The sequence below is a fragment of the Sphingobium sp. TomMM7A genome (assembly GCF_055397305.1).
On record NZ_AP027311.1, the window covers coordinates 1,027,626 to 1,046,754 of the forward strand.

The window sequence follows — 19,129 nt, forward strand, 5'->3', positions numbered from 1 at the left end:
GCAAGTCACAGCTCGAGTGGGACGATGGAACGGATCAAGCGCCTCTTCACGATCAAGACGAAGTTCGAGGCATTCCTGGTCATCTATGCGCTTGCGCTGGGCGCCACCGAACGCGGCATCGTCTATCTTCAGCAATATCCCGGTTTCGGCGGACAATTGCTTGCCCTGGCGTGCACAGGATCGGTGTTCATGGCAGGCGGTATGATCATCGATGCCGTCGAGATGCGGCGGCGCCTGATCTTCTGAATAATTGCCTTCCACAAAGCGGCGGTTGACCGGCAACGGACAGCCATGCAGGAGCGGCATCATGGCCGCTATCATGCTTCAGGGAACAGGGTCCGACGTTGGAAAGTCGGTACTCGTCGCGGGATTGTGCCGGGCGCTGGTGCGTCGGGGCTACAGTGTGCGCCCATTCAAGCCGCAGAATATGTCGAACAACGCAGCCGTCACCATCGATGGCGGAGAGATTGGCAGGGCGCAGGCTCTACAGGCGCTGGCCGCTGGCGCAGAGCCGCACAGCGACATGAACCCCGTGCTGCTGAAGCCGCAGGCGGATCGTACATCGCAGCTGGTGGTCCATGGGAAGGTTCGCGGCGCGCTGAACGCCGGTAACTTCCGGACCGCTCGTGCCGAACTATTGGACGCGGTGTTGGAGAGCTACGACCGACTGAAGCAGCAATGCGATATCGTCGTGGTCGAGGGGGCGGGATCCCCGGCGGAGATCAACCTGCGAGCGGGCGACATCGCGAACATGGGGTTCGCGCGCGCCGCCAACGTGCCGGTCATACTGGTCGGCGACATAGACCGGGGCGGCGTGATCGCGGCGATCGCAGGCACGAAAGCTGTCATCGATCCGGCGGACGCGGCGATGATACGGGGGTTCCTGATCAACAAGTTCCGGGGCGACCCGGCCTTGTTCGAAGACGGTTATCGGCAGATCGAGCAATTATCGGGCTGGCGGGGGTTTGGCGTGGTGCCATGGCTTACCGCTACCGCACGGTTGCCCAGCGAGGATGCGGTCGTGCTGGAACGGCCGAGCCGCGGGGGTGGCAAGCGCATCGTCATCGCCTGCCCTATCCTGCCCCGCATCGCGAATTTCGACGATCTGGACCCATTCAAGCTGGAACCAGAGGTGACACTTGTGATGGTGCCGCCCGGCCAGCCCATTCCAGCCGAAGCCAGCCTGATCATCCTGCCGGGATCCAAGGCGACGATCGCCGACCTGCGCGCAATGCGAGCCGAAGGTTGGGACATCGACATCCTTTCACATCATCGTCAGGGCAAGCCTATATTGGGAATTTGCGGTGGTTATCAGATGCTTGGTAAGCGCATCTCTGATCCGGATGGAATTGAGGGTGAACCCGGCAGCATCGAGGGGCTGGGCCTGCTCGACATCGAAACGCGGCTGACGGGCACTAAGTCGCTGGAAAGAGTGGCGGGCACGGCCTGGGCGCAGAGTTTCCAGGGGTATGAAATGCATCTCGGCTCAACCGAAGGGCCGGACTGTGCGCATCCCTTCGCTCGATTGGACGATGGGCGGCTCGATGGCGCGATCAGCGCGGATGGCCTTGTGTCCGGCACCTATGTCCATGGCCTGTTTGCCAGCACAGGCGCTCGCGCCGGATTAATAGCCTCGATCGGCGTTCATTCTGAAGGCGTGGATTATTCCGCATCGGTCGATCGGGCGCTGGATGACATTGCAGAGCAACTGGAACGACATGTTGATATCGATGCGATGATCAGGATCGCCAACTGCGGCTGAAAGATCGTGATCGTGCTTAACTAGCGCTGGATATACAGGGGCCTGCGAAATCCCTGCATGATCTGAAACCACGTAAACAGGAACAGCTAAAGCAATCCCACAGGGGCGCCTTATAAGTCACTGATTTTCCGTGAAAAGAAAATGGTGCGCCCGGAACGATTCGAACGTCCGACCCTCAGATTCGTAGTCTGATGCTCTATCCAGCTGAGCTACGGGCGCGTTGTGGAGCGGCAGATAGAGGGGGGCGGGAGATTGAGCAACCCCCTTTTTTCAGTTTTTTTACGGCGTCCGCTCGGCAGTTTCGCCAGCGCAACTTTTTGCAGCGCTGGCTCGTTGCGAACAGGGGCAAGGAGGCGAAGCATGGCTTTCACTTTGAACGAGATTTCGCTGCTCGTGATCGCGCTGGTTATTGGATTGATGATCGGCCTGATGATCAGCGGTCGTGGCAAATATAAGCGGCTGTGGCGTGATGAGAGGTTGGCTCATCGCGAAACGATCAAGGAGCGTGATGCGCGGCTCCCCGCTGCTTCTGACCGTAGAGCGGAGGCTGGAGATATTTCCGGCGAACGAAATGACCTGACGCGGATCAGGGGAATTTCGGCAAAAGACGCTGCTGAGTTGGAGGCTGCGGGCTATCAAAGCTATGCGCAACTCGGATCGATTGATCGTGAGGAGCAGGCTGCGCTGGAATCAAGGCTGGGGCGAGAGCCGGGGACCATCGAGCGCGAGGAATGGCGCCTGCAGGCGCGGCTGCTCGAAGCGGGCAAGGTGCGCGAGCATGAGCGGCGCTACCTGGAGGCGTAACAAGGTCCGGGTGCCCCTCCCACGGTTGCGGGAGGGGCTGGAGCGTTACTTCTTTGCCAATGCAGCCTGAGCGGCGGCCAAGCGGGCGATCGGCACGCGGTAGGGCGAGGCCGAGACATAATCGAGGCCGGTAGCCTCGCAGAAGGCGATAGAGGCCGGATCACCGCCATGTTCGCCACAGATGCCGAGCTTGATCCCGGGACGGGTCGCGCGGCCGCGTTCGGCGGCTAGCTCGATAAGCTGGCCCACGCCCTCCACATCGATGCTGACGAACGGATCGCGGGCGAAGATGCCCTTGTCCACATATTGCGTCAGGAAGCGGCCGGCATCGTCACGGCTGATGCCGATGGTGGTTTGCGTGAGGTCGTTGGTGCCGAAGGAGAAGAATTCGCCCACCTCGGCAATCTCGCCCGCCTTGAGCGCTGCGCGCGGCAGTTCGATCATGGTGCCGACGAGATATTCCACCGAAGCGCCCTGCTCCGCGAACACTTCGCTGGCGACGCGATCGACGATCGCCTTCATCAGTTCCAGCTCTTTCTTGGTCGCAACGAGCGGGATCATGATTTCCGGGATCGGCGCCTCGCCGCTACGCTGCTTGACGAGCAGCGCCGCCTCGAAGATGGCGCGGGCCTGCATCTCGTAGATTTCGGGGTAGGTGACGCCCAGACGGCAACCACGATGGCCGAGCATCGGGTTGAACTCGTGCAGTTCGGCGGCGCGGCGCTTGAGCGCGTCCACACCCACGCCTGCGGCCTTGGCCACTTCCTCGAACTCTGCTTCGCCATGCGGCAGGAATTCGTGGAGCGGCGGGTCGAGCAGGCGGATGGTGACGGGCAGACCCGCCATGACCATGAAGATCTGTGCGAAGTCGTCACGCTGTTCGGGAAGCAGCTTGTCCAGCGCGACGCGGCGACCCTTTTCACTGTCGGCGAGGATCATCTCGCGGACGGCGGTGATGCGGGCCGCGTCGAAGAACATATGTTCGGTGCGGCAGAGGCCGACGCCCTCCGCGCCAAACTCACGCGCGACCTGGCAGTCCTGAGGGGTTTCCGCATTGGCGCGGACACGCAAGCGGCGGACCTTGTCGGCCCATGCCATCAGCACGCCGAAATCGCCCGCCAGTTCGGGCTGCACGGTCGGGACTTCGCCCGCCATCACCTCGCCGGTCGAGCCGTCGATGGTGAGGATGTCGCCTTCCTTGAGGGTGCGGCCTTCGATGCGAAGCGTCTTGGCGGCATTGTCGATCGACAGGCTGCCCGCGCCGGACACGCAGGGACGGCCCATGCCGCGCGCAACCACGGCGGCGTGTGACGTCATGCCACCGCGCGCGGTCAGGATGCCCTTGGCCGCGTGCATGCCGTGGATGTCTTCAGGGCTGGTTTCGACGCGGACGAGGATGACAGAATCGCCCAGCTCGTTGCGGCGCTCTGCGGTGTCGGCATCGAACACGATCGCGCCCGAAGCTGCGCCCGGCGAGGCAGGCAGGCCCTTGGTCAGCACGTCGCGGGGAGCCTTGGGATCGAGCGTCGGGTGCAGCAGCTGGTCGAGCGCGGCGGGATCGACGCGGGCGACGGCTTCCTGCTCGGTGATCAGGCCCTCGGTCGCCATATCGACGGCGATCTTGAGCGCGGCCTTGGCGGTGCGCTTGCCCGAGCGGGTCTGGAGCATCCAGAGCTTGCCCTGCTGTACCGTGAACTCGATGTCCTGCATGTCGCGATAATGGGTTTCGAGGATCTGGAACACCCGAGCCAGTTCGGCATAGGTTTCCGGCATCGCCTCTTCCATCGACAGCGGCTTGGCCCCTGCCCGCTCGCGTGCCTGCTTAGTCAGATACTGTGGGGTGCGGATGCCCGCCACCACGTCCTCGCCCTGGGCGTTGATGAGGTACTCGCCATAATAGGCGTTTTCGCCGGTGGCCGGGTCGCGGGTGAAGGCGACTCCGGTGGCCGAGGTGTCGCCCATATTGCCGAACACCATCGCCTGCACGTTGACGGCGGTGCCCCAATCGTGCGGGATCGAGTTCAGGCGGCGATAGACCTTGGCGCGGTCGGCCTGCCAGCTGCCGAAGACGGCGCTGATCGCGCCCCATAGCTGGTCGTTTACGTCCTGCGGGAAAGGCTTGTTCCAGAGCTTTGAAACGAGGGCTTTATACTCGGCAACGAGCGCCTTCCAGTCGTCGGCGGTCATCTGCGTATCGAGCGTGTAGCCCTGATCTTCCTTGGCGATTTCGAGGGCTTCCTCGAACGCGCCATGGTCAAGTTCCAGCACCACGTCCGAATACATCTGGATGAAGCGACGATAGCTGTCCCAGGCGAAACGCTCATCGCCGCTCGCGGTGGCGAGGCCGATCACGGTTTCGTCGTTGAGGCCGAGGTTGAGGACCGTGTCCATCATGCCAGGCATCGAAATGCGCGCGCCGGAGCGGACGGATACGAGCAGCGGGTCGGCCGCGTCGCCGAACTTCTTGCCCGTGACGCCTTCGATATGGGCGATGCCGTTGGCGACTTCGGCCTTGAGGCTTTCGGGGAATACGCCGCCATCCTCGTAATAGCGGGTGCACATCTCGGTCGTGATTGTGAAACCGGGGGGCACGGGCAAGCCGATGGCGGCCATGCCGTCCAGATTGGCGCCCTTGCCGCCGAGGAGGTTCTTGTTACCCTTGCCACCATCATCGACGCCGCCGCCGAAACGATAGACATAACGCGTCGCGGTCGTGCTCATGCTGGCCTCTTCCATTGTCAACATAGTCCCGGCTCTCCCTGCACTGATTGCCGTGTATTTGTGCGTTGCAGCAACTTTCCTACAACAGGCGGGGCGATGAACGCACCCGCTTTTACGATGATCCTTTGCTCTTCTCTATCCTCTATCGCTGTGACGCGTCGGACCTTTCCGAACTATCCTGCAATTTTCGAGAAGTCGGCGACCGCATGCACGGCGTCCCGCACCCGTGCCAGCACGGCGAGGCGAGCCGACCGCTTGGCCGGATCAGCGTCGTTCACGGTCACCTTATCGAAGAAGGCGTCGATCGGCGCGCGCAATGTTGCGAGTGCGGCCATGGCACCTTCGAAATCTTCCGCCTGAACAGCTGCGGTTGCGCGTGGCTCGGCGGTGTCGAGGGCGGTGATGAGATCGACTTCGGCGGGTTCGGGGGTGTAGGTCAGCTCAACCTTCTCTGCCGTGTCCACGCCTTCCTTCTTCAAGATGTTCGCGGCGCGTTTGTATCCGGCGAGCAGATTGGCGCCGTCATCGGTAGCGATGAATGATTGGAGGGCCGACGCGCGCAAGCTAACACGGTCCAATCGACCATCATCACGAGCATTCCAGCGCCGCGATGCTTCAATAAAATCGTGCCTAATTCCTGCATCTCGCTGCTGAACGGCTAGGCGGTCCAAAAGGAAGTCTAGCCCAACGGTAAGCAACCGCCGACGCTCAAGATCGTTCTCAGAAAGAACTGCTCCCTCATCTGATTGGCCGAGCCAGAACTCGATGGGAGCGTCAGTCACCATCTTAACGCGGTTCTCGAGAATCAGGCGAATAATCGCGATCGCAGCGCGCCGGAGGGCGAACGGATCTTTCGATCCAGTTGGATACTCTTGGATGTCGAAAAATGACAGTAACGTATCCAGCTTGTCAGCCAATGACACAGCCACCGCAATCGGCGCAGTCGGGACATCGTCCCCCTGCCCAACCGGCTTGTAATGATCGCGGATGGCGTCGGCCACGGCATCCGGCAGTCCTTCGGCGCGGGCGTAGTAGCCGCCCATGATGCCTTGGAGTTCGGGGAACTCGCCGACCATTTCGGTGACCAGGTCGGCTTTGGCTAGGCGGGCGGCTTGTTGGGCCAGGTCTGCGAGTTGTTCGGTCGTTGGCGCCTGCCCACCCCCGGCCCCTCCCGCTTGCGGGAGGGGAGAAGAAGTTACGATGCCTTGTTCTACCAGCCAGCGGGCTAGTTTGGCTACGCGTTCCACCTTGTCGGCGACGGTGCCTAGCTTTTCGTGGAAGGTGATGCGTTCGAGCTTCTTGGCATGGTCTTCGAGGCTAGTCTTGCGGTCCTGTTCCCAGAAGAAGCGGGCGTCGGACAGGCGCGCGGCGAGGACCTTGCGGTTGCCCGCGATGATTGCTTCGCCGCCGTCCTTTGCCTCAATATTTGCCGTGCAGATGAAGGCGGGGGCGAGTTTGCCCGCACCGTCACGCAGCACGAAATATTTCTGATTTATCCGTAGGGTTAGCTGGATTACTTCAGGTGGCACCTCAAGGAAGGCTGGGTCGAAATCGCCGAGCAAGGGCACCGGCCATTCGGTCAGGCCAGCATTCTCCGCGATGAGGCCCTTGTCCTCGATCACGGTGTAGCCCTTCGCGGCGGCGGCTTCGTTCGCCTTTGCCTCGATGATCGACTGGCGTTCCTGATGGCTGACGATCACATGGCAGGCGCGCAACTTTTCGACATAGTCGTGCGCGCCGCCGATGGTGATTTCGCCGGGGTGGTGGAAACGGTGGCCGAGCGTGGCGTAGCCGCTGCGCGTGCCTTCGATCTCGATATCGACAAGGTCTTCGCCGAGGATCGCGACGATGCCTTGCAACGGGCGGACCCAGCGGAGGCTTTCGGTCGTCTGCGAGGCTGTGCCCCAGCGCATGGACTTGGGCCAGGGGAAGGCGCGGATGATGGCGGGGACAGCTTCGGCCAGCACTTGCGCGGTGGCGCGGCCGGGCTTGTTGACGGTGGCGAACCAGACGCCGTCGCGGTCTTCGAGCTGGTTCTGGGTCAGGCCGGTTTTGCGGAGGAAGCCTTCAAGCGCCTGCGCGGGCGCGCTGGTGCGAGGGCCTTTGAATTCCTCGCTGACGGCGGCGGTTTCAAGCGGCAGGTTGCGGGCGATTAGCGCCAAGCGGCGAGGCGTGACGAAGCTGTCGATGCTCTCGGGTTTCAGTCCAGCCTTCGCCAGTTCCTCGGTGAAGAGGCGGGCCAGGTCTTCAGATGCCTTGAGCTGCATCCGGGCCGGGATTTCTTCGCAGCGGAGTTCGAGGAGGAAATCGGTCATGCGATTTTCTCCGCAGCCCCAGCGGAGGCTGGGGCCTCGTGCCGAATGATGGAACGCGTGGGGCATGAGATCCCAGCGTTCGCTAGGATGACGGAATTGAACATCTGCATCACGCGGCCCACCCGTTTACTTCCATCCACTTTTCGCATGAGCCTTTGGCGAGGTCGCGGACGCGGCCGATGTAGCTGGCGCGTTCCTGAACGGAGATGACGCCGCGCGCCTGGAGGAGATTGAAGACATGGCTTGCTTTGATCGCCTGGTCATAGGCGGCGAGCGGGACGCCTGCCTCCAGCGACGCCTTGCACTCGGCTTCGGCATCCTTGAACCAGCGGAACAACTTTTCAGTGTCGGCGATCTCGAAATTCCATTTCGACATCTGTTGTTCGTTGGCGAGGAACACATCGCCATAGGTGACGCCTGCGTCATTGAACTTCAGGTCGTAAACGCTGTCGACGCCCTGAATATACATGGCGAGGCGTTCGAGGCCGTAAGTCAGCTCGCCCGCGACGGGTTTGCAGTCGTAGCCGCCCATTTGCTGAAAATAGGTGAACTGGGTGACTTCCATGCCATCGCACCAGACTTCCCAGCCAAGGCCCCAGGCGCCCAGCGTCGGGCTTTCCCAGTCATCCTCGACGAAGCGAATGTCGTGGATCAGCGGATCGATACCGATCTCGACCAGCGACCCCAGATACAGCTCCTGAAGGTTCGCCGGGGACGGCTTCATGATCACCTGATATTGGTAATAATGCTGGAGCCGATTGGGGTTTTCGCCATAGCGGCCGTCGGTCGGGCGGCGGCTGGGCTGCACATAGGCGGCATTCCAGGCGTCCGGGCCAAGGCTACGCAAGGTGGTGGCGGGGTGGAACGTGCCCGCGCCGACTTCCATGTCATAGGGTTGCAGGATGACGCAGCCCTGCTTTCCCCAATAGGCGTGCAGGGTCAGGATGAGGTCCTGAAAGGAGAGCGGCTTTCCTGTCGCCACGGACGGTCCCTTGCGAAAATGACGGTTTGATCGCGCGCGCCTTGGCGCAGGAGGGCTTTTGGGTCAAGGAAAAGCGGGCTTGAAGGCGGTTAATCCGCTTGCCCAAACGCCACCTGCCCCGCATGGATATGGCGAAACTCTTCGCAATGGATCGATAGCCGTTATGAAATGGTCGCTTTCGCGCTTGATGGTTGCAGGCTTGCTGCTGCTAAGCGGCTGCACTCAGGAACCGCAGGCCAACGCTCGTCCGCCAGCGGCAAGGGCCGCCTATGTGACGCCCGCCCTATGGCAGGTGAAGGATGAGGATACGACGCTCTATCTCTTTGGCACGGTTCATGTGCTGAAACCGGGAACGGAGTGGTTCAAGGGCGGCATCAAGCGGGCCTTTGATGGGTCGGACGAGCTGGTTCTGGAGATTGTCGAGCCAGAGAATCCGCAGGCGATGGCTGCTTCCATGGCGCAAACGGGCCTGGCGCGTGACGGGGTGAAGCTGTCGGATCGTCTGGATGCCGACATGCGGGGCAAATATCAGACGGCGATGGCAGCGAACGGCCTGCCCTGGCAGATGTTCGAGCCGTTCAACCCCTGGATGGCTGGCATGGCGCTGGCGGTGAAGCCGCTCGAAAAACTGGGATACGAAGCGGACCTTGGCGCGGAGAAGACACTGACGTCAGCAGCAAAGGCTGCGGGCAAGAAGATAGGCGCTCTGGAGACAGTAGAGCAGCAATTGGGCTATTTTGCCGGGCTGCCGATGGACAGTCAGGTGAAGTTCCTGAACGCTACCGTTGAGGGCCTGCCGGACATGGACAAGGAGTTCTCCAGCCTGATCGCGCATTGGCAGGAGGGCGATCCAGACAAGCTGGCCGCTGAAATGAACGAATCGCTCGAAGCGACGCCGGAACTGGCTCAGGTTCTGCTGCTTCAGCGGAACATGAATTGGGCCAAGTGGATCAAGGAACGGCTGGCGCGGCCGGGAACGGTGTTCATCGCCGTCGGTGCCGGGCATCTGGCGGGCAAGGGTAGCGTGCAAGAGCAGTTGAAGGGAATGAACGTCGCATCGGCCAGGGTCGCCGAGTGAACTTGCTGCGATGGCTGGGCCTGTGCGCGCTGCTGATGATCGCAGCGTGCGGGCCGGAGCCGGTTTCTCCTCCGGAGGGCGGCGGGCCTGCCCTGTGGCGGGTGCAAGGGCATGGGGTCGATGGATGGCTGTTCGGGACCATTCATGTGCTGCCCAAGGGGGTCGGCTGGCGAACCGGCAAGATTGAGCAGGCGATGGACGCTTCGGACCAGCTGGTGCTCGAAACTGCGGAAATTCAGGATCAGATGCGAACGAGGGCGCTGTTCGAGAAGATGGGCCGCAGCCCCGATCTCCCCACTCTCGAAGCCCGTGTGCCTGCGGATAAACGCGATGAGCTTCGGCGCATTGCTGGCGACGGGGGCGCTAATATGCAGCTTCTGTCCGGATATGAAAGCTGGGCGGCCGCGATGCTGCTTTCGGCGGCGGCGCAGCAGTCGCTGCACCTAAGCGCCAGCGCGGGTGTCGAGCCGGTGCTGATCGCCGCGTTTCGGGAAGCGGGTAAGCCGATTGGCGGACTGGAGACCGTGGCGCGGCAGTTCGGCGCCTTCGACACCTTGCCCGAAACCTCGCAGCGGCAGCTTCTGATTCAGACTGTGACGGAGGCCAAGGGGATGGAGGCGCTGTATGAGCGCATTCTTCATGCCTGGCTGAAGGGTGACATGGCCGCGATCGCGCGGGAGGATCAGGGTGGAGAACAGCCCGACCCGGTGGTTGAAAAGGCGGTGTTGGTTTCCCGCAATCGGAACTGGAGCGCAGCTATCACGAAGTTGAAGGGGCGCCCCTTCATCGCTGTGGGCACGGGGCATCTTACCGGGCGGCACAATCTCATCAGCTTGATTGAGGCGCGTGGCTACAAGGTGACGCGGGTGCAATAGCGCCGCGCCCTTGCCTTTGCCCGCCTTTCTGCTACAGGGCCGCCTTCCCGTGATGGTCATCCCTGGAGGCGTTGCGGGAAGTTTTGACATATCAGCTTTTGGAGACACGCAATGAGCGAGCAGCTTACGCTGTCGGCAGAGGCACGCGATCGGGCAGGCAAGGGAGCCTCCCGCGCTCTCCGCCGTGAGGGCCGCGTACCCGCCGTCATCTATGGTAACAACGAAGAACCGCAGTCGATCCACGTCGAGGAAAAGCTCCTCAACAAGCTGCTCGGCACCGGCCACTTCTTCAACTCGGTCGTCATGGTCGAGGTTGGCGGCAAGCAGGTTCGCACCCTGCCCAAGGACGTCGCCTTCCATCCCGTGAGCGATCGCCCGCTGCACGCCGACTTCCTGCGCGTTTCGGAACATGCCACCGTTCACGTCAACGTGCCGGTTCGCTTCGACAACGAAGACGCCTCGCCCGGCCTGAAGAAGGGCGGCGTGCTCAACATCGTCGCGCATGAGATCGAACTTATCGTCGACGCCGCCGAAATCCCCGACGACGTCGTTGTTGACTTGACGGGTCTCGACGTGGGCGAATCGATCCACATCGGCTCGGTGAAGCTGCCCAAGGGCGCGAAGGCTGCGCATGATGAGAGCGACTTCACCGTCGCGACCATCGTTGCTCCTTCTGCCATGAAGAGCGCCGAGGGCGACAACGAAACTCCGGCGGAAGGCGAATAAGCCTTTCACCCCGGCTTACCGATTACCGGTTTGCTCACCCCCGTTCGGGCTGAGCTTGTCGAGGCCCGCCCCTTTTCTTGGAATAGGAAGAGAGGCCCTTCGGCAGGTTCAGGCGAACGGGGGTTCGCTTTGTTTGGAGACATGGGATGCAGATCTGGGTCGGGCTGGGCAATCCGGGCACCCAATATGCGATGCACCGGCATAATGTCGGCTTCATGGCGGCCGACGTCATCGCCGACATGCACCGCTTCTCCCCGCCCAAAAAGCAGTTCCAGGGATGGGTGCAGGAAGGCCGCATCGGACCTGAGAAGATCATCCTGCTGAAGCCCGCCACCTTCATGAACGAAAGTGGTCGGTCAGTCGGGGACGCGATGCGTTTCTACAAGCTGGCGCCGGAGGATGTGACCGTCTTTCACGACGAACTGGACCTCGCACCGATGAAGGTGAAGGTGAAGCGCGGCGGCGGCAATGCGGGGCATAACGGCCTGCGATCGACGGATGCGCATATCGGCCCGGACTTCCGCCGCGTGCGGATCGGCATTGGGCATCCTGGGCACAAGGACCGGGTGCATAGCTATGTGCTTGGCAATTATCACAAAAGCGAGATGGATGCGCTGGCCGACATGCTGGGCGCGATCGGCGCGGAAGCCGAATGGTTGGCCAAGGGCGACGACGCACGCTTCATGAATGAGGTTGCGCTCAGGCTGGCGGACTGATCCGCAGAGAATGCGCTAATAGGTGAAAGTCCGTCCCGCCGCCCTGTCCGTGCGGTGAAATCAGGGGAATGGATTGCGCAGTGCAGCATTGCCGGGCCATAGAAGACGCCTGCTGCACTTCCCAAAGGGATACAGGTGATACTGACCGTCTCGACTAAGCCTTTCAATGACCAGAAGCCGGGCACTTCCGGCCTGCGCAAAAAGGTCCGCGTCTTTCAACAGCCGCATTACGCCGCCAACTTCGTGCAGTCGGTGTTCGACAGCCTGGCCGACTTCGGAGGACAGACTCTGGTGGTCGGCGGCGACGGGCGGTATCTCAACCGCGAAGTCATCCAGATCGTGCTCAAGATGGCGGCGGCAAATGGCTTTGGCCGGGTTCTGGTCGGCCAAGGCGGCATATTATCGACCCCTGCGGCATCGCACCTGATCCGATCGTCAGGCGCGTTCGGTGGTCTGGTTCTGTCGGCCAGCCATAATCCCGGAGGCCCGGACGAGGATTTCGGCATCAAATATAATGTGGGCAACGGTGGCCCCGCGCCGGAGAAAGTGACGGACGCCATTCACGCCCGCACGCTCACGATCGACAGCTATCGGATAGTCGATGCAGACGACATCGATATCGACACCATCGGCAAGGCCCAGCTTGGCGGAATGACGGTCGAAGTGGTCGACCCGGTTGCCGCTTATGCCGATCTGATGGAGCAATTGTTCGACTTTTCAGCCATTCGGGAGATGATCGCCGAAGGCTTCACCCTCTCCTTTGACGCGATGAGCGCAGTCACCGGCCCTTATGCCACAGAGATTTTCGAGCGGCGTTTGGGCGCGCCATCGGGAACCGTACGCAACGGCACACCCCTGCCCGACTTTGGCCATCACCACCCCGACCCGAACCTCGTCCACGCAAAGGAATTGTATGACCGCATGATGGGTGAAAGCACGCCCGACTTCGGCGCGGCGTCGGACGGGGATGGAGATCGAAACCTGATCATCGGCCGTAACTGCTATGTGACGCCATCGGACTCGCTCGCGGTACTGGCGGCCAACGCGCATCTCGCACCGGGCTATGCAAAAGGCCTCAAGGGCATTGCGCGGTCCATGCCGACCAGCGGCGCTGCCGATCGTGTCGCGGAAAAGCTGGGTATACCGCTTTACGAGACGCCAACCGGATGGAAATTTTTCGGCAATCTGCTGGACGCGGGCATGGCGACGATCTGCGGCGAGGAAAGCGCGGGCACGGGTTCGGACCATGTCCGGGAAAAGGACGGCATCTGGGCCGTGCTGCTGTGGCTCAACATCCTGGCGGCCCGCAGGCAAAGCGTGACGGAGATCATGCAGGCGCATTGGGCTACTTACGGCCGCAACTATTATGCGCGCCATGACTATGAAGCCATCGCCAAGGACCGCGCCGATGCGCTGATGGCTGCGTTACGGGACAAGCTGCCCACCCTGCCCGGCACATCCAACAGCGGCGGGACAGTGAAGAGCGCGGATGATTTCGCCTATACCGATCCTACCGACCAGTCCGTCAGCCACAATCAGGGTATCCGCATCCTGTTCGAGGATGGATCGCGCATCGTGTTTCGTCTCTCCGGCACCGGCACCGAAGGGGCTACCTTGCGCGTCTATATTGAACGCTATGTGGATCGTGACGGCAACCTTGGCATGGAAACCGCCGACGCCCTCGCGCCGCTGGTCCAAGCCGCGCAAGAAATCGCGGATATCGAAGGATTTACCAGCATGGACCGGCCGAGCGTGATCACCTGACAGACATAAAAAGTTATCCAAGGGACATGGGACGGCAAGAGCGAAAGACTAGGGACGCGCTATGTTTCGCTCCCGCACTATTGCTCGTTCTTTACGCGCATTTTTAGGCGTCTGCACCCTTATGACCGGCGCTGCTGCGCATGCGGCGACGGCCGAAGATGAGCAGGTCTGGCTCAATCTGACTGCGATGGGGCAGGTCAGCGGCGACCTCATCTATTTCGCCGAGATCCAGCCTCGGTTCGGCAATGGCGCCTCACGGGCCGACCAGACTCTCCTGCGCGGTGCGGTGGGATGGAAGCTGTCCCCTCAGCTCTCCGTCTATCAGGGCTATGCGCATATCGTCCTGCCGTCGCAAGGCGGACGCGATGTCAATGAAGAGCGCAGTTTTCAGCAGATCAACTGGACGATCGCCGAGCCGTGGGACGGCGAACTATCGTCCCGCACGCGGCTGGAGCAACGCTGGCGTTCGGATGGCAGCGGCATGGGGTGGCGGCTGCGGGAGATGCTCCGTTATGAAAAACCGCTGAATCCCGACAGTCAGGCCGTCAATGCGCTGGTCTATGCGGAGGGATTTGCCGCGCTCAACAGCACGGACTGGGGGCAGAGAGCGGGCTTCGACCAGCTACGCAGCTTTGTCGGCGGGGAGGTCAAGCTGATGGGCAAGTCCACGGCCGAGATCGGCTATCTCAACCAGCTGATCAACCAGCGAGGCGGAAACCAGCGCATGAACCATGTCGCATCCGTCACGCTCTTCTTCCGCCGCTGAGCACAGGCTGGCCTTCGGACGCGGAACAGGCTATCGGCCCGGCCATCATTTTGACATGAAGGCAGTTCCATGGGTTTTCGTTGCGGTATCGTCGGGCTTCCCAATGTGGGCAAGTCCACCCTGTTCAATGCGCTGACTGAAACGCAGGCGGCGCAGGCGGCGAACTATCCCTTCTGCACGATCGAGCCCAATGAAGGCCGCGTTGCCGTGCCCGACGACCGGCTGCAGACCATCGCCAAGATTGGCGGCAGCGCCAAGATCATCGAAACGCAGCTGTCCTTCGTCGATATTGCAGGCCTGGTTCGCGGCGCTTCCAAGGGCGAAGGGCTAGGCAACCAGTTCCTTGCCAATATCCGCGAGACGGACGCCATCGTCCATGTGCTGCGCTGTTTTGAGGATGGCGACATCACCCATGTCGAGGGTAAGGTCGATCCTATTGCCGACGCGGAGACCGTCGAGACTGAGTTGATGCTAGCGGACCTGGAATCGCTCGAAAAGCGCGTGCCGAACTTCGCCAAGAAGGCGGCGCAGGGCGACAAGGAAGCAAAGGTGGCCGCATCCGTCTTGGGCAAGGCGCTGGACCAGCTGCGTGACGGCAAGCCCGCGAGGCTGACGCAGCCCGCCGACGACGAGGAAGCCCGCATCTTCCAGCAGGCCCAGCTGCTGACCGCCAAGCCTGTCCTCTACGTCTGCAATGTCGAAGAAGAGGCGGCGGCCGAGGGCAATGCTCATTCCGCACGCGTATTCGAGAAGGCTGCGGCCGAGGGGGCCAAGGCGGTCATCGTATCGGCCGCGATCGAAGCCGAACTCATCACCATGCCGGTCGAGGAGCGTACCGAATATCTGGAAGCTCTGGGCCTGACCGAAGCAGGCCTCGCCCGCATCATCCGGGCGGGTTATGAATTGCTGGGACTCATCACCTTCTTCACGGTGGGACCGAAGGAAGCACGCGCCTGGACCGTGACCAAGGGGTCCAAGGCGCCCCAGGCGGCGGGCGCGATCCATACGGATTTCGAAAAGGGCTTCATCCGCGCCGAAACCATGGCCTATGCCGACTATGTCCAGTTCAATGGCGAGGCCGGAGCCAAGGAAGCAGGCAAGTGGCGGTCTGAAGGCAAGGATTATGTGACGCAGGACGGCGACATCATGCTGTTCCGCTTCAACGTCTGACGCCGTGACGCTGCGGCCCGGCCAGATTCCGGCCCCGCGCAAGGCCGCCTTTCCACCGAGCGTCGATGAACGCACGACGCTGCTGATCCTTGGCAGCCTTCCGGGCGATGCCTCGATCAGACAGGGCGAATATTATGCCCATCGCGGCAACGCTTTCTGGTCGCTGATGGGCGATGTGCTGGGCGAGGATTTGCGCGCCCTGCCCTATGCCATGCGGCTGAAGCGTTTACGTGGGCGAGGCGTTGGTTTGTGGGACGTGATCGAGAGCGCAGACCGGGAAGGCAGCCTCGACAGCGCGATCCGTGGCGCGGAACTTCGGGATTTAGGCGCTTTTATCGCGCGCCTGCCTGCGCTGCGGGGGATTGCCTTCAACGGCAAGACGGCATCCCTGCATGGCCGCCGTCAGATCGGCGCCGACACGGGGCTATCCTTGATCGACCTGCCATCCAGCAGTGGCGCTAACGCCATCCTATCCCGCGACAAGAAGGCAGAGCTATGGCGGACGCTGCGCCAATGGATCGCGCCATCCTGACATTGACGTAAACGTAAGGCCCGCCTAGATCGTCTGCAACATGAAAGGTGCTGGACCATGAGCGAGATTGTCTATTTCGAAGATGTGGAAGTCGGCAGCAAGCTGGAGTTCGGTTCAATCACCGTCAGCCGGGACGAGATCATCGCCTTTGCAGCGGAATTTGACGCCCAGCCCTTTCACCTTTCAGACGAAGCTGCGGCAGAAACGCATTTTGGCAGCCTGTCGGCCAGCGGATGGCACACCACTGCGCTGTTCATGAAGATGTTCGTGGCGAAAATGCAGGCTGGCGGACATCAGGATGCAAGCTTGGGTGCCATGGGCATAGATGAACTACGCTGGTTGCGGCCGGTCAGACCGGGTGACACGCTGCGGGGCGCATCAGAGGTTGTGGAAAAGAAAGCCTCGCGCAGCAGGCCGGAGATGGGCATCATCAAAAGCAAGGTGACGATCTTCAACCAGTATGACGAACCAGTCATGACGCTGATGCCGATCACGATGTTTCGCACGCGTCCGAACTGAACGGATCGGCAGCCTATCTGTCGCGCTTTGGCGGCAGCGGCTGGTTGGCGAGAGCATCCGCAGCCATCAGGCGGATCTGGCTGGCTGACGAGTTCGACAGTTGAATGAGGTGCAGGCCCGGCGGCAGATCGAACCAGACGATCTTCGCAATGCCCGAACATGCGGCACCATGACCATGGGCGGCAGAGGGACCTGCGCTGCGGCCGGTGACAATATCGACCCACGCGGAACCGGACAGGCCTATGCCCACCCGTGCGGGGGCCTTGATCGCCAAGCTGAATAAGCCGCCATAGCTTTTAGGCTGCTGATGCCTCGGCTTCACAGCATATTGGACCTGCGCTAAAGGACGCAAGGTTGCGACGATGGGCTTGCCGAGGATCAGTCGAGGCGCGGAAGCTGCTTCGCCCGCCGCTGCCTCCGTGCCGCTCTGGTTCCAGCTCGTCCATGGTTCAGGGGGAAGCGGCGCATTGCGGCATGGGTCACCGCCATGCGTTGCGGCAAGGGCGGGCGCGGACAGGCTCAAGGCAGCCAAGCAGGCGATCATGCGCATGGTCATTTCCTCCCGAACAGCTTCTCGATGTCGCCATGGCCCAGCTTCACCCAAGTCGGACGGCCGTGGTTGCACTGGCCGCTGCGTGGCGTGATTTCCATCTCCCGCAGCAGCGCGTTCATTTCCGTGACGCTCAGCATACGACCGGCGCGTACCGATCCGTGGCAAGCCATCGTCGCCGCCACCAGATCGAGCCGTTCCTTCAAGGATAGAGCATCGTCATAGGCAGCCAGATCATCGGCGAGGTCGGTGACGAGCCCCTGCACATCGCCCTGTCCCAGCATCGCCGGGACCGCGCGCACGAGCATGGCGGAGGGACCGAACCGCTCCAGTTCTAGGCCGAAGTCGCGCAACTCATCGATACGCGTTTCGAGGCGGTCGCAGGCGGGCTCGTCCAGTTCGACTACTTCGGGCAGCAGTAGCGCCTGCGCGGCGACGCCCTGCCCCTCCATCGCGCGGCGCATGCGTTCGAGCGTCAGGCGTTCATGTGCGGCGTGCTGATCAACGATCACAAGCCCGTCCTCAGCCTCTGCGACGATATAGGTGCGGGCGACCTGCCCACGCGCCACGCCAAGGGGGAAGCTGGTTCCTTCCGGCGCAGGGGCAGCAGCGGGTTCCGCACGCGCTTGCGGCGGGGGGGCGAAGAAGGAAGGGCGGCGATCGGCGAATGCTGCGGCGGGGGGCGTGTAAGATGCTGACGCAGCTTCGAAGATGGGGAGCCCATTGATGGGGGTGGGCGACACAGGCTCTGCCCGCCAGGCGGAAAGGCTCGCCGGGTCGGCCTGCTGCACGGATCGAAACCCTTCCGCATCGAGTGCGCGCCGTACGCCTGAAACGATCATGCCCCGGATCATGGCTGGATCACGGAAGCGGACCTCGGTCTTTGCCGGATGGACATTGACGTCCACCTCCAACGGCGGAACGTCGAGGAACAGGGCGACCACGGGATGCCTGTCGCGCGCCAGCATGTCGGCATAGGCACCGCGCACCGCACCAATCAGCAATCGATCGCGAACCGGGCGGCCGTTCACGAAGAGGAACTGATGGTCGCCCACACCGCGATTATAGGTCGGTAGCGAGGCAACCCCTGACAAGCGGACGCCTTCGCGTTCGAGCGAGACGATCATATGATTCTCGGCAAGCGCTCGGTCAGTGAGCGCCGCCACCCGATCCTCCCGCGCCTCTCCTGCCTGAACGGCCACGGCTCGGCGGCCGTCATGCTCCATGGTGAAGGCAACGGACGGATGGGCCATCGCCAGTCGGCGGACGATATCGAGGCAGGCGGCATATTCCGCCTTGGCTGACCGGAGGAATTTGCGGCGGGCGGGCACCCGCGCGAAAAGCTGCTCGATGGTCACGCGGGTGCCCGACGGCAAGGCAGCGGGTCCCTCTGACAGTAGCGCACCATTATCGACAGTGCGGTTCCAGCCGTCCTGCCCCTTGGGCCGACTGTCGATGGAAAGCCGAGCGACGCTGGCGATGGATGGCAGTGCTTCCCCACGAAAGCCTAAGGTCGATACATTTTCGATCGCATCGTCGGGCAGTTTTGAGGTCGCATGTCGCTCCAGCGCCAGCGCGATCTCGTCAGGCGCCATGCCGCAGCCATCGTCGCTGACCTCGATACGGTCGAGCCCGCCGCCGCCTAACCTTATGAAAATGCGTCCTGCCCCGGCATCCAGAGCATTTTCAACAATTTCCTTGAGCGCGCTGGCGGGTCTTTCGACCACTTCACCGGCAGCGATACGGTTGACCAGATGTTCAGGCAGGCGGCGTATTGACATTGATTAGTGACTAGCCCAAGCGAGCGCTTTCCGCGAGCCGTTGCCCCCGAAAATTTTGCCTCATCACA

At 62.1% G+C, this 19,129-nt stretch carries 17 protein-coding genes and 1 tRNA gene; 12 read left to right on the forward strand and 6 right to left on the reverse strand.

Going from position 1 to position 19,129, the window contains the following annotated elements; all coding sequences use genetic code 11:
• The first annotated feature begins 24 nt into the window (after positions 1-24).
• Together ACZ5ZH_RS05205 and ACZ5ZH_RS05210 are read left to right on the forward strand one after the other, a co-directional pair.
• On the forward strand, positions 25-246 hold the full coding sequence (locus ACZ5ZH_RS05205; protein WP_449472509.1) for a hypothetical protein: 222 nt from the start codon (positions 25-27) through the stop codon (positions 244-246).
• A gap of 61 nt (positions 247-307) precedes the next feature.
• On the forward strand, positions 308-1,762 hold the full coding sequence (locus ACZ5ZH_RS05210) for a cobyric acid synthase (RefSeq protein WP_460985900.1): 1,455 nt from the start codon (positions 308-310) through the stop codon (positions 1,760-1,762).
• A 142-nt stretch (positions 1,763-1,904) separates the two neighbouring features.
• On the opposite strand, the gene ACZ5ZH_RS05215 is transcribed toward ACZ5ZH_RS05210, so the two are convergent.
• A tRNA-Arg gene (locus ACZ5ZH_RS05215) sits at positions 1,905-1,981 on the reverse strand.
• A gap of 141 nt (positions 1,982-2,122) precedes the next feature.
• Between ACZ5ZH_RS05215 and ACZ5ZH_RS05220 the strand changes: the two genes are divergently transcribed.
• A complete protein-coding gene (locus ACZ5ZH_RS05220; protein WP_460985901.1) occupies positions 2,123-2,566 on the forward strand; it encodes a hypothetical protein in 444 nt (147 codons plus the stop codon).
• A gap of 45 nt (positions 2,567-2,611) precedes the next feature.
• On the opposite strand, the gene ppdK is transcribed toward ACZ5ZH_RS05220, so the two are convergent.
• From ppdK to ACZ5ZH_RS05235, 3 genes are all read right to left on the reverse strand, one after another.
• Complete coding sequence (gene ppdK / locus ACZ5ZH_RS05225) at positions 2,612-5,311, reverse strand: pyruvate, phosphate dikinase (RefSeq protein WP_464772390.1); 2,700 nt, start codon at positions 5,309-5,311, stop codon at positions 2,612-2,614.
• A gap of 149 nt (positions 5,312-5,460) precedes the next feature.
• Positions 5,461-7,602 (reverse strand): glycine--tRNA ligase subunit beta, encoded by a 2,142-nt coding sequence (gene glyS, locus ACZ5ZH_RS05230; RefSeq protein ID WP_464772391.1) that lies wholly within the window; start codon positions 7,600-7,602, stop codon positions 5,461-5,463.
• 109 nt (positions 7,603-7,711) lie between these two features.
• Positions 7,712-8,584: a glycine--tRNA ligase subunit alpha gene (locus ACZ5ZH_RS05235; RefSeq protein ID WP_464772392.1), complete on the reverse strand. Its 873-nt coding sequence runs from the start codon at positions 8,582-8,584 to the stop codon at positions 7,712-7,714.
• Between the two features lie 163 nt (positions 8,585-8,747).
• Here ACZ5ZH_RS05235 and ACZ5ZH_RS05240 point away from each other — a divergent pair, with 163 nt between their 5' ends.
• The 9 genes from ACZ5ZH_RS05240 (at position 8,748) to ACZ5ZH_RS05280 (ending at position 16,730) form a co-directional block, all read left to right on the forward strand.
• Positions 8,748-9,662, forward strand: a complete 915-nt coding sequence (locus ACZ5ZH_RS05240) for a TraB/GumN family protein (protein ID WP_464772602.1) — start codon at positions 8,748-8,750, stop codon at positions 9,660-9,662.
• A 35-nt stretch (positions 9,663-9,697) separates the two neighbouring features.
• A complete protein-coding gene (locus ACZ5ZH_RS05245; protein ID WP_464772603.1) occupies positions 9,698-10,537 on the forward strand; it encodes a TraB/GumN family protein in 840 nt (279 codons plus the stop codon).
• A gap of 111 nt (positions 10,538-10,648) precedes the next feature.
• Complete coding sequence (locus ACZ5ZH_RS05250; protein ID WP_449472521.1) at positions 10,649-11,263, forward strand: 50S ribosomal protein L25/general stress protein Ctc; 615 nt, start codon at positions 10,649-10,651, stop codon at positions 11,261-11,263.
• 146 nt (positions 11,264-11,409) lie between these two features.
• Complete coding sequence (gene pth, locus ACZ5ZH_RS05255; RefSeq protein ID WP_464772393.1) at positions 11,410-11,979, forward strand: aminoacyl-tRNA hydrolase; 570 nt, start codon at positions 11,410-11,412, stop codon at positions 11,977-11,979.
• Between the two features lie 135 nt (positions 11,980-12,114).
• Complete coding sequence (locus ACZ5ZH_RS05260; RefSeq protein WP_464772394.1) at positions 12,115-13,743, forward strand: alpha-D-glucose phosphate-specific phosphoglucomutase; 1,629 nt, start codon at positions 12,115-12,117, stop codon at positions 13,741-13,743.
• A 121-nt stretch (positions 13,744-13,864) separates the two neighbouring features.
• Positions 13,865-14,509 (forward strand): DUF2490 domain-containing protein, encoded by a 645-nt coding sequence (locus ACZ5ZH_RS05265; RefSeq protein WP_464772395.1) that lies wholly within the window; start codon positions 13,865-13,867, stop codon positions 14,507-14,509.
• A 69-nt stretch (positions 14,510-14,578) separates the two neighbouring features.
• On the forward strand, positions 14,579-15,679 hold the full coding sequence (ychF, locus tag ACZ5ZH_RS05270) for a redox-regulated ATPase YchF (RefSeq protein ID WP_464772396.1): 1,101 nt from the start codon (positions 14,579-14,581) through the stop codon (positions 15,677-15,679).
• Between the two features lie 4 nt (positions 15,680-15,683).
• A complete protein-coding gene (locus tag ACZ5ZH_RS05275; RefSeq protein WP_464772397.1) occupies positions 15,684-16,211 on the forward strand; it encodes a DNA-deoxyinosine glycosylase in 528 nt (175 codons plus the stop codon).
• Between the two features lie 57 nt (positions 16,212-16,268).
• Entirely contained in the window at positions 16,269-16,730 is a 462-nt protein-coding gene (locus ACZ5ZH_RS05280; protein WP_464772398.1) for a MaoC family dehydratase, read from the forward strand.
• A gap of 13 nt (positions 16,731-16,743) precedes the next feature.
• Here ACZ5ZH_RS05280 and ACZ5ZH_RS05285 read toward each other — a convergent pair whose 3' ends face one another.
• On the reverse strand, positions 16,744-17,286 hold the full coding sequence (locus tag ACZ5ZH_RS05285; protein WP_464772399.1) for a hypothetical protein: 543 nt from the start codon (positions 17,284-17,286) through the stop codon (positions 16,744-16,746).
• Positions 17,283-19,061, reverse strand: coding sequence for a DNA mismatch repair endonuclease MutL (gene mutL / locus ACZ5ZH_RS05290; protein ID WP_464772400.1), 1,779 nt, complete (start codon positions 19,059-19,061; stop codon positions 17,283-17,285). Before mutL ends, ACZ5ZH_RS05285 begins: the two co-directional genes overlap by 4 nt.
• Positions 19,062-19,129 lie beyond the last annotated feature (68 nt).

What these genes read in the sequence shown, in the direction of transcription:
- ACZ5ZH_RS05205 (WP_449472509.1), top strand. Translation starts at nt 25, where the DNA reads ATGGAACGGATCAAGCGCCTCTTCACGATCAAGACGAAGTTCGAGGCA.
- ACZ5ZH_RS05210 (WP_460985900.1), top strand. Translation starts at nt 308, where the DNA reads ATGGCCGCTATCATGCTTCAGGGAACAGGGTCCGACGTTGGAAAGTCG.
- ACZ5ZH_RS05220 (WP_460985901.1), top strand. Translation starts at nt 2,123, where the DNA reads ATGGCTTTCACTTTGAACGAGATTTCGCTGCTCGTGATCGCGCTGGTT.
- ppdK (WP_464772390.1), bottom strand. Translation starts at nt 5,311, where the DNA reads ATGTTGACAATGGAAGAGGCCAGCATGAGCACGACCGCGACGCGTTAT.
- glyS (WP_464772391.1), bottom strand. Translation starts at nt 7,602, where the DNA reads ATGACCGATTTCCTCCTCGAACTCCGCTGCGAAGAAATCCCGGCCCGG.
- ACZ5ZH_RS05240 (WP_464772602.1), top strand. Translation starts at nt 8,748, where the DNA reads ATGAAATGGTCGCTTTCGCGCTTGATGGTTGCAGGCTTGCTGCTGCTA.
- ACZ5ZH_RS05245 (WP_464772603.1), top strand. Translation starts at nt 9,698, where the DNA reads ATGATCGCAGCGTGCGGGCCGGAGCCGGTTTCTCCTCCGGAGGGCGGC.
- ACZ5ZH_RS05250 (WP_449472521.1), top strand. Translation starts at nt 10,649, where the DNA reads ATGAGCGAGCAGCTTACGCTGTCGGCAGAGGCACGCGATCGGGCAGGC.
- pth (WP_464772393.1), top strand. Translation starts at nt 11,410, where the DNA reads ATGCAGATCTGGGTCGGGCTGGGCAATCCGGGCACCCAATATGCGATG.
- ACZ5ZH_RS05265 (WP_464772395.1), top strand. Translation starts at nt 13,865, where the DNA reads ATGACCGGCGCTGCTGCGCATGCGGCGACGGCCGAAGATGAGCAGGTC.
- ychF (WP_464772396.1), top strand. Translation starts at nt 14,579, where the DNA reads ATGGGTTTTCGTTGCGGTATCGTCGGGCTTCCCAATGTGGGCAAGTCC.
- ACZ5ZH_RS05280 (WP_464772398.1), top strand. Translation starts at nt 16,269, where the DNA reads ATGAGCGAGATTGTCTATTTCGAAGATGTGGAAGTCGGCAGCAAGCTG.
- ACZ5ZH_RS05285 (WP_464772399.1), bottom strand. Translation starts at nt 17,286, where the DNA reads ATGACCATGCGCATGATCGCCTGCTTGGCTGCCTTGAGCCTGTCCGCG.
- mutL (WP_464772400.1), bottom strand. Translation starts at nt 19,061, where the DNA reads ATGTCAATACGCCGCCTGCCTGAACATCTGGTCAACCGTATCGCTGCC.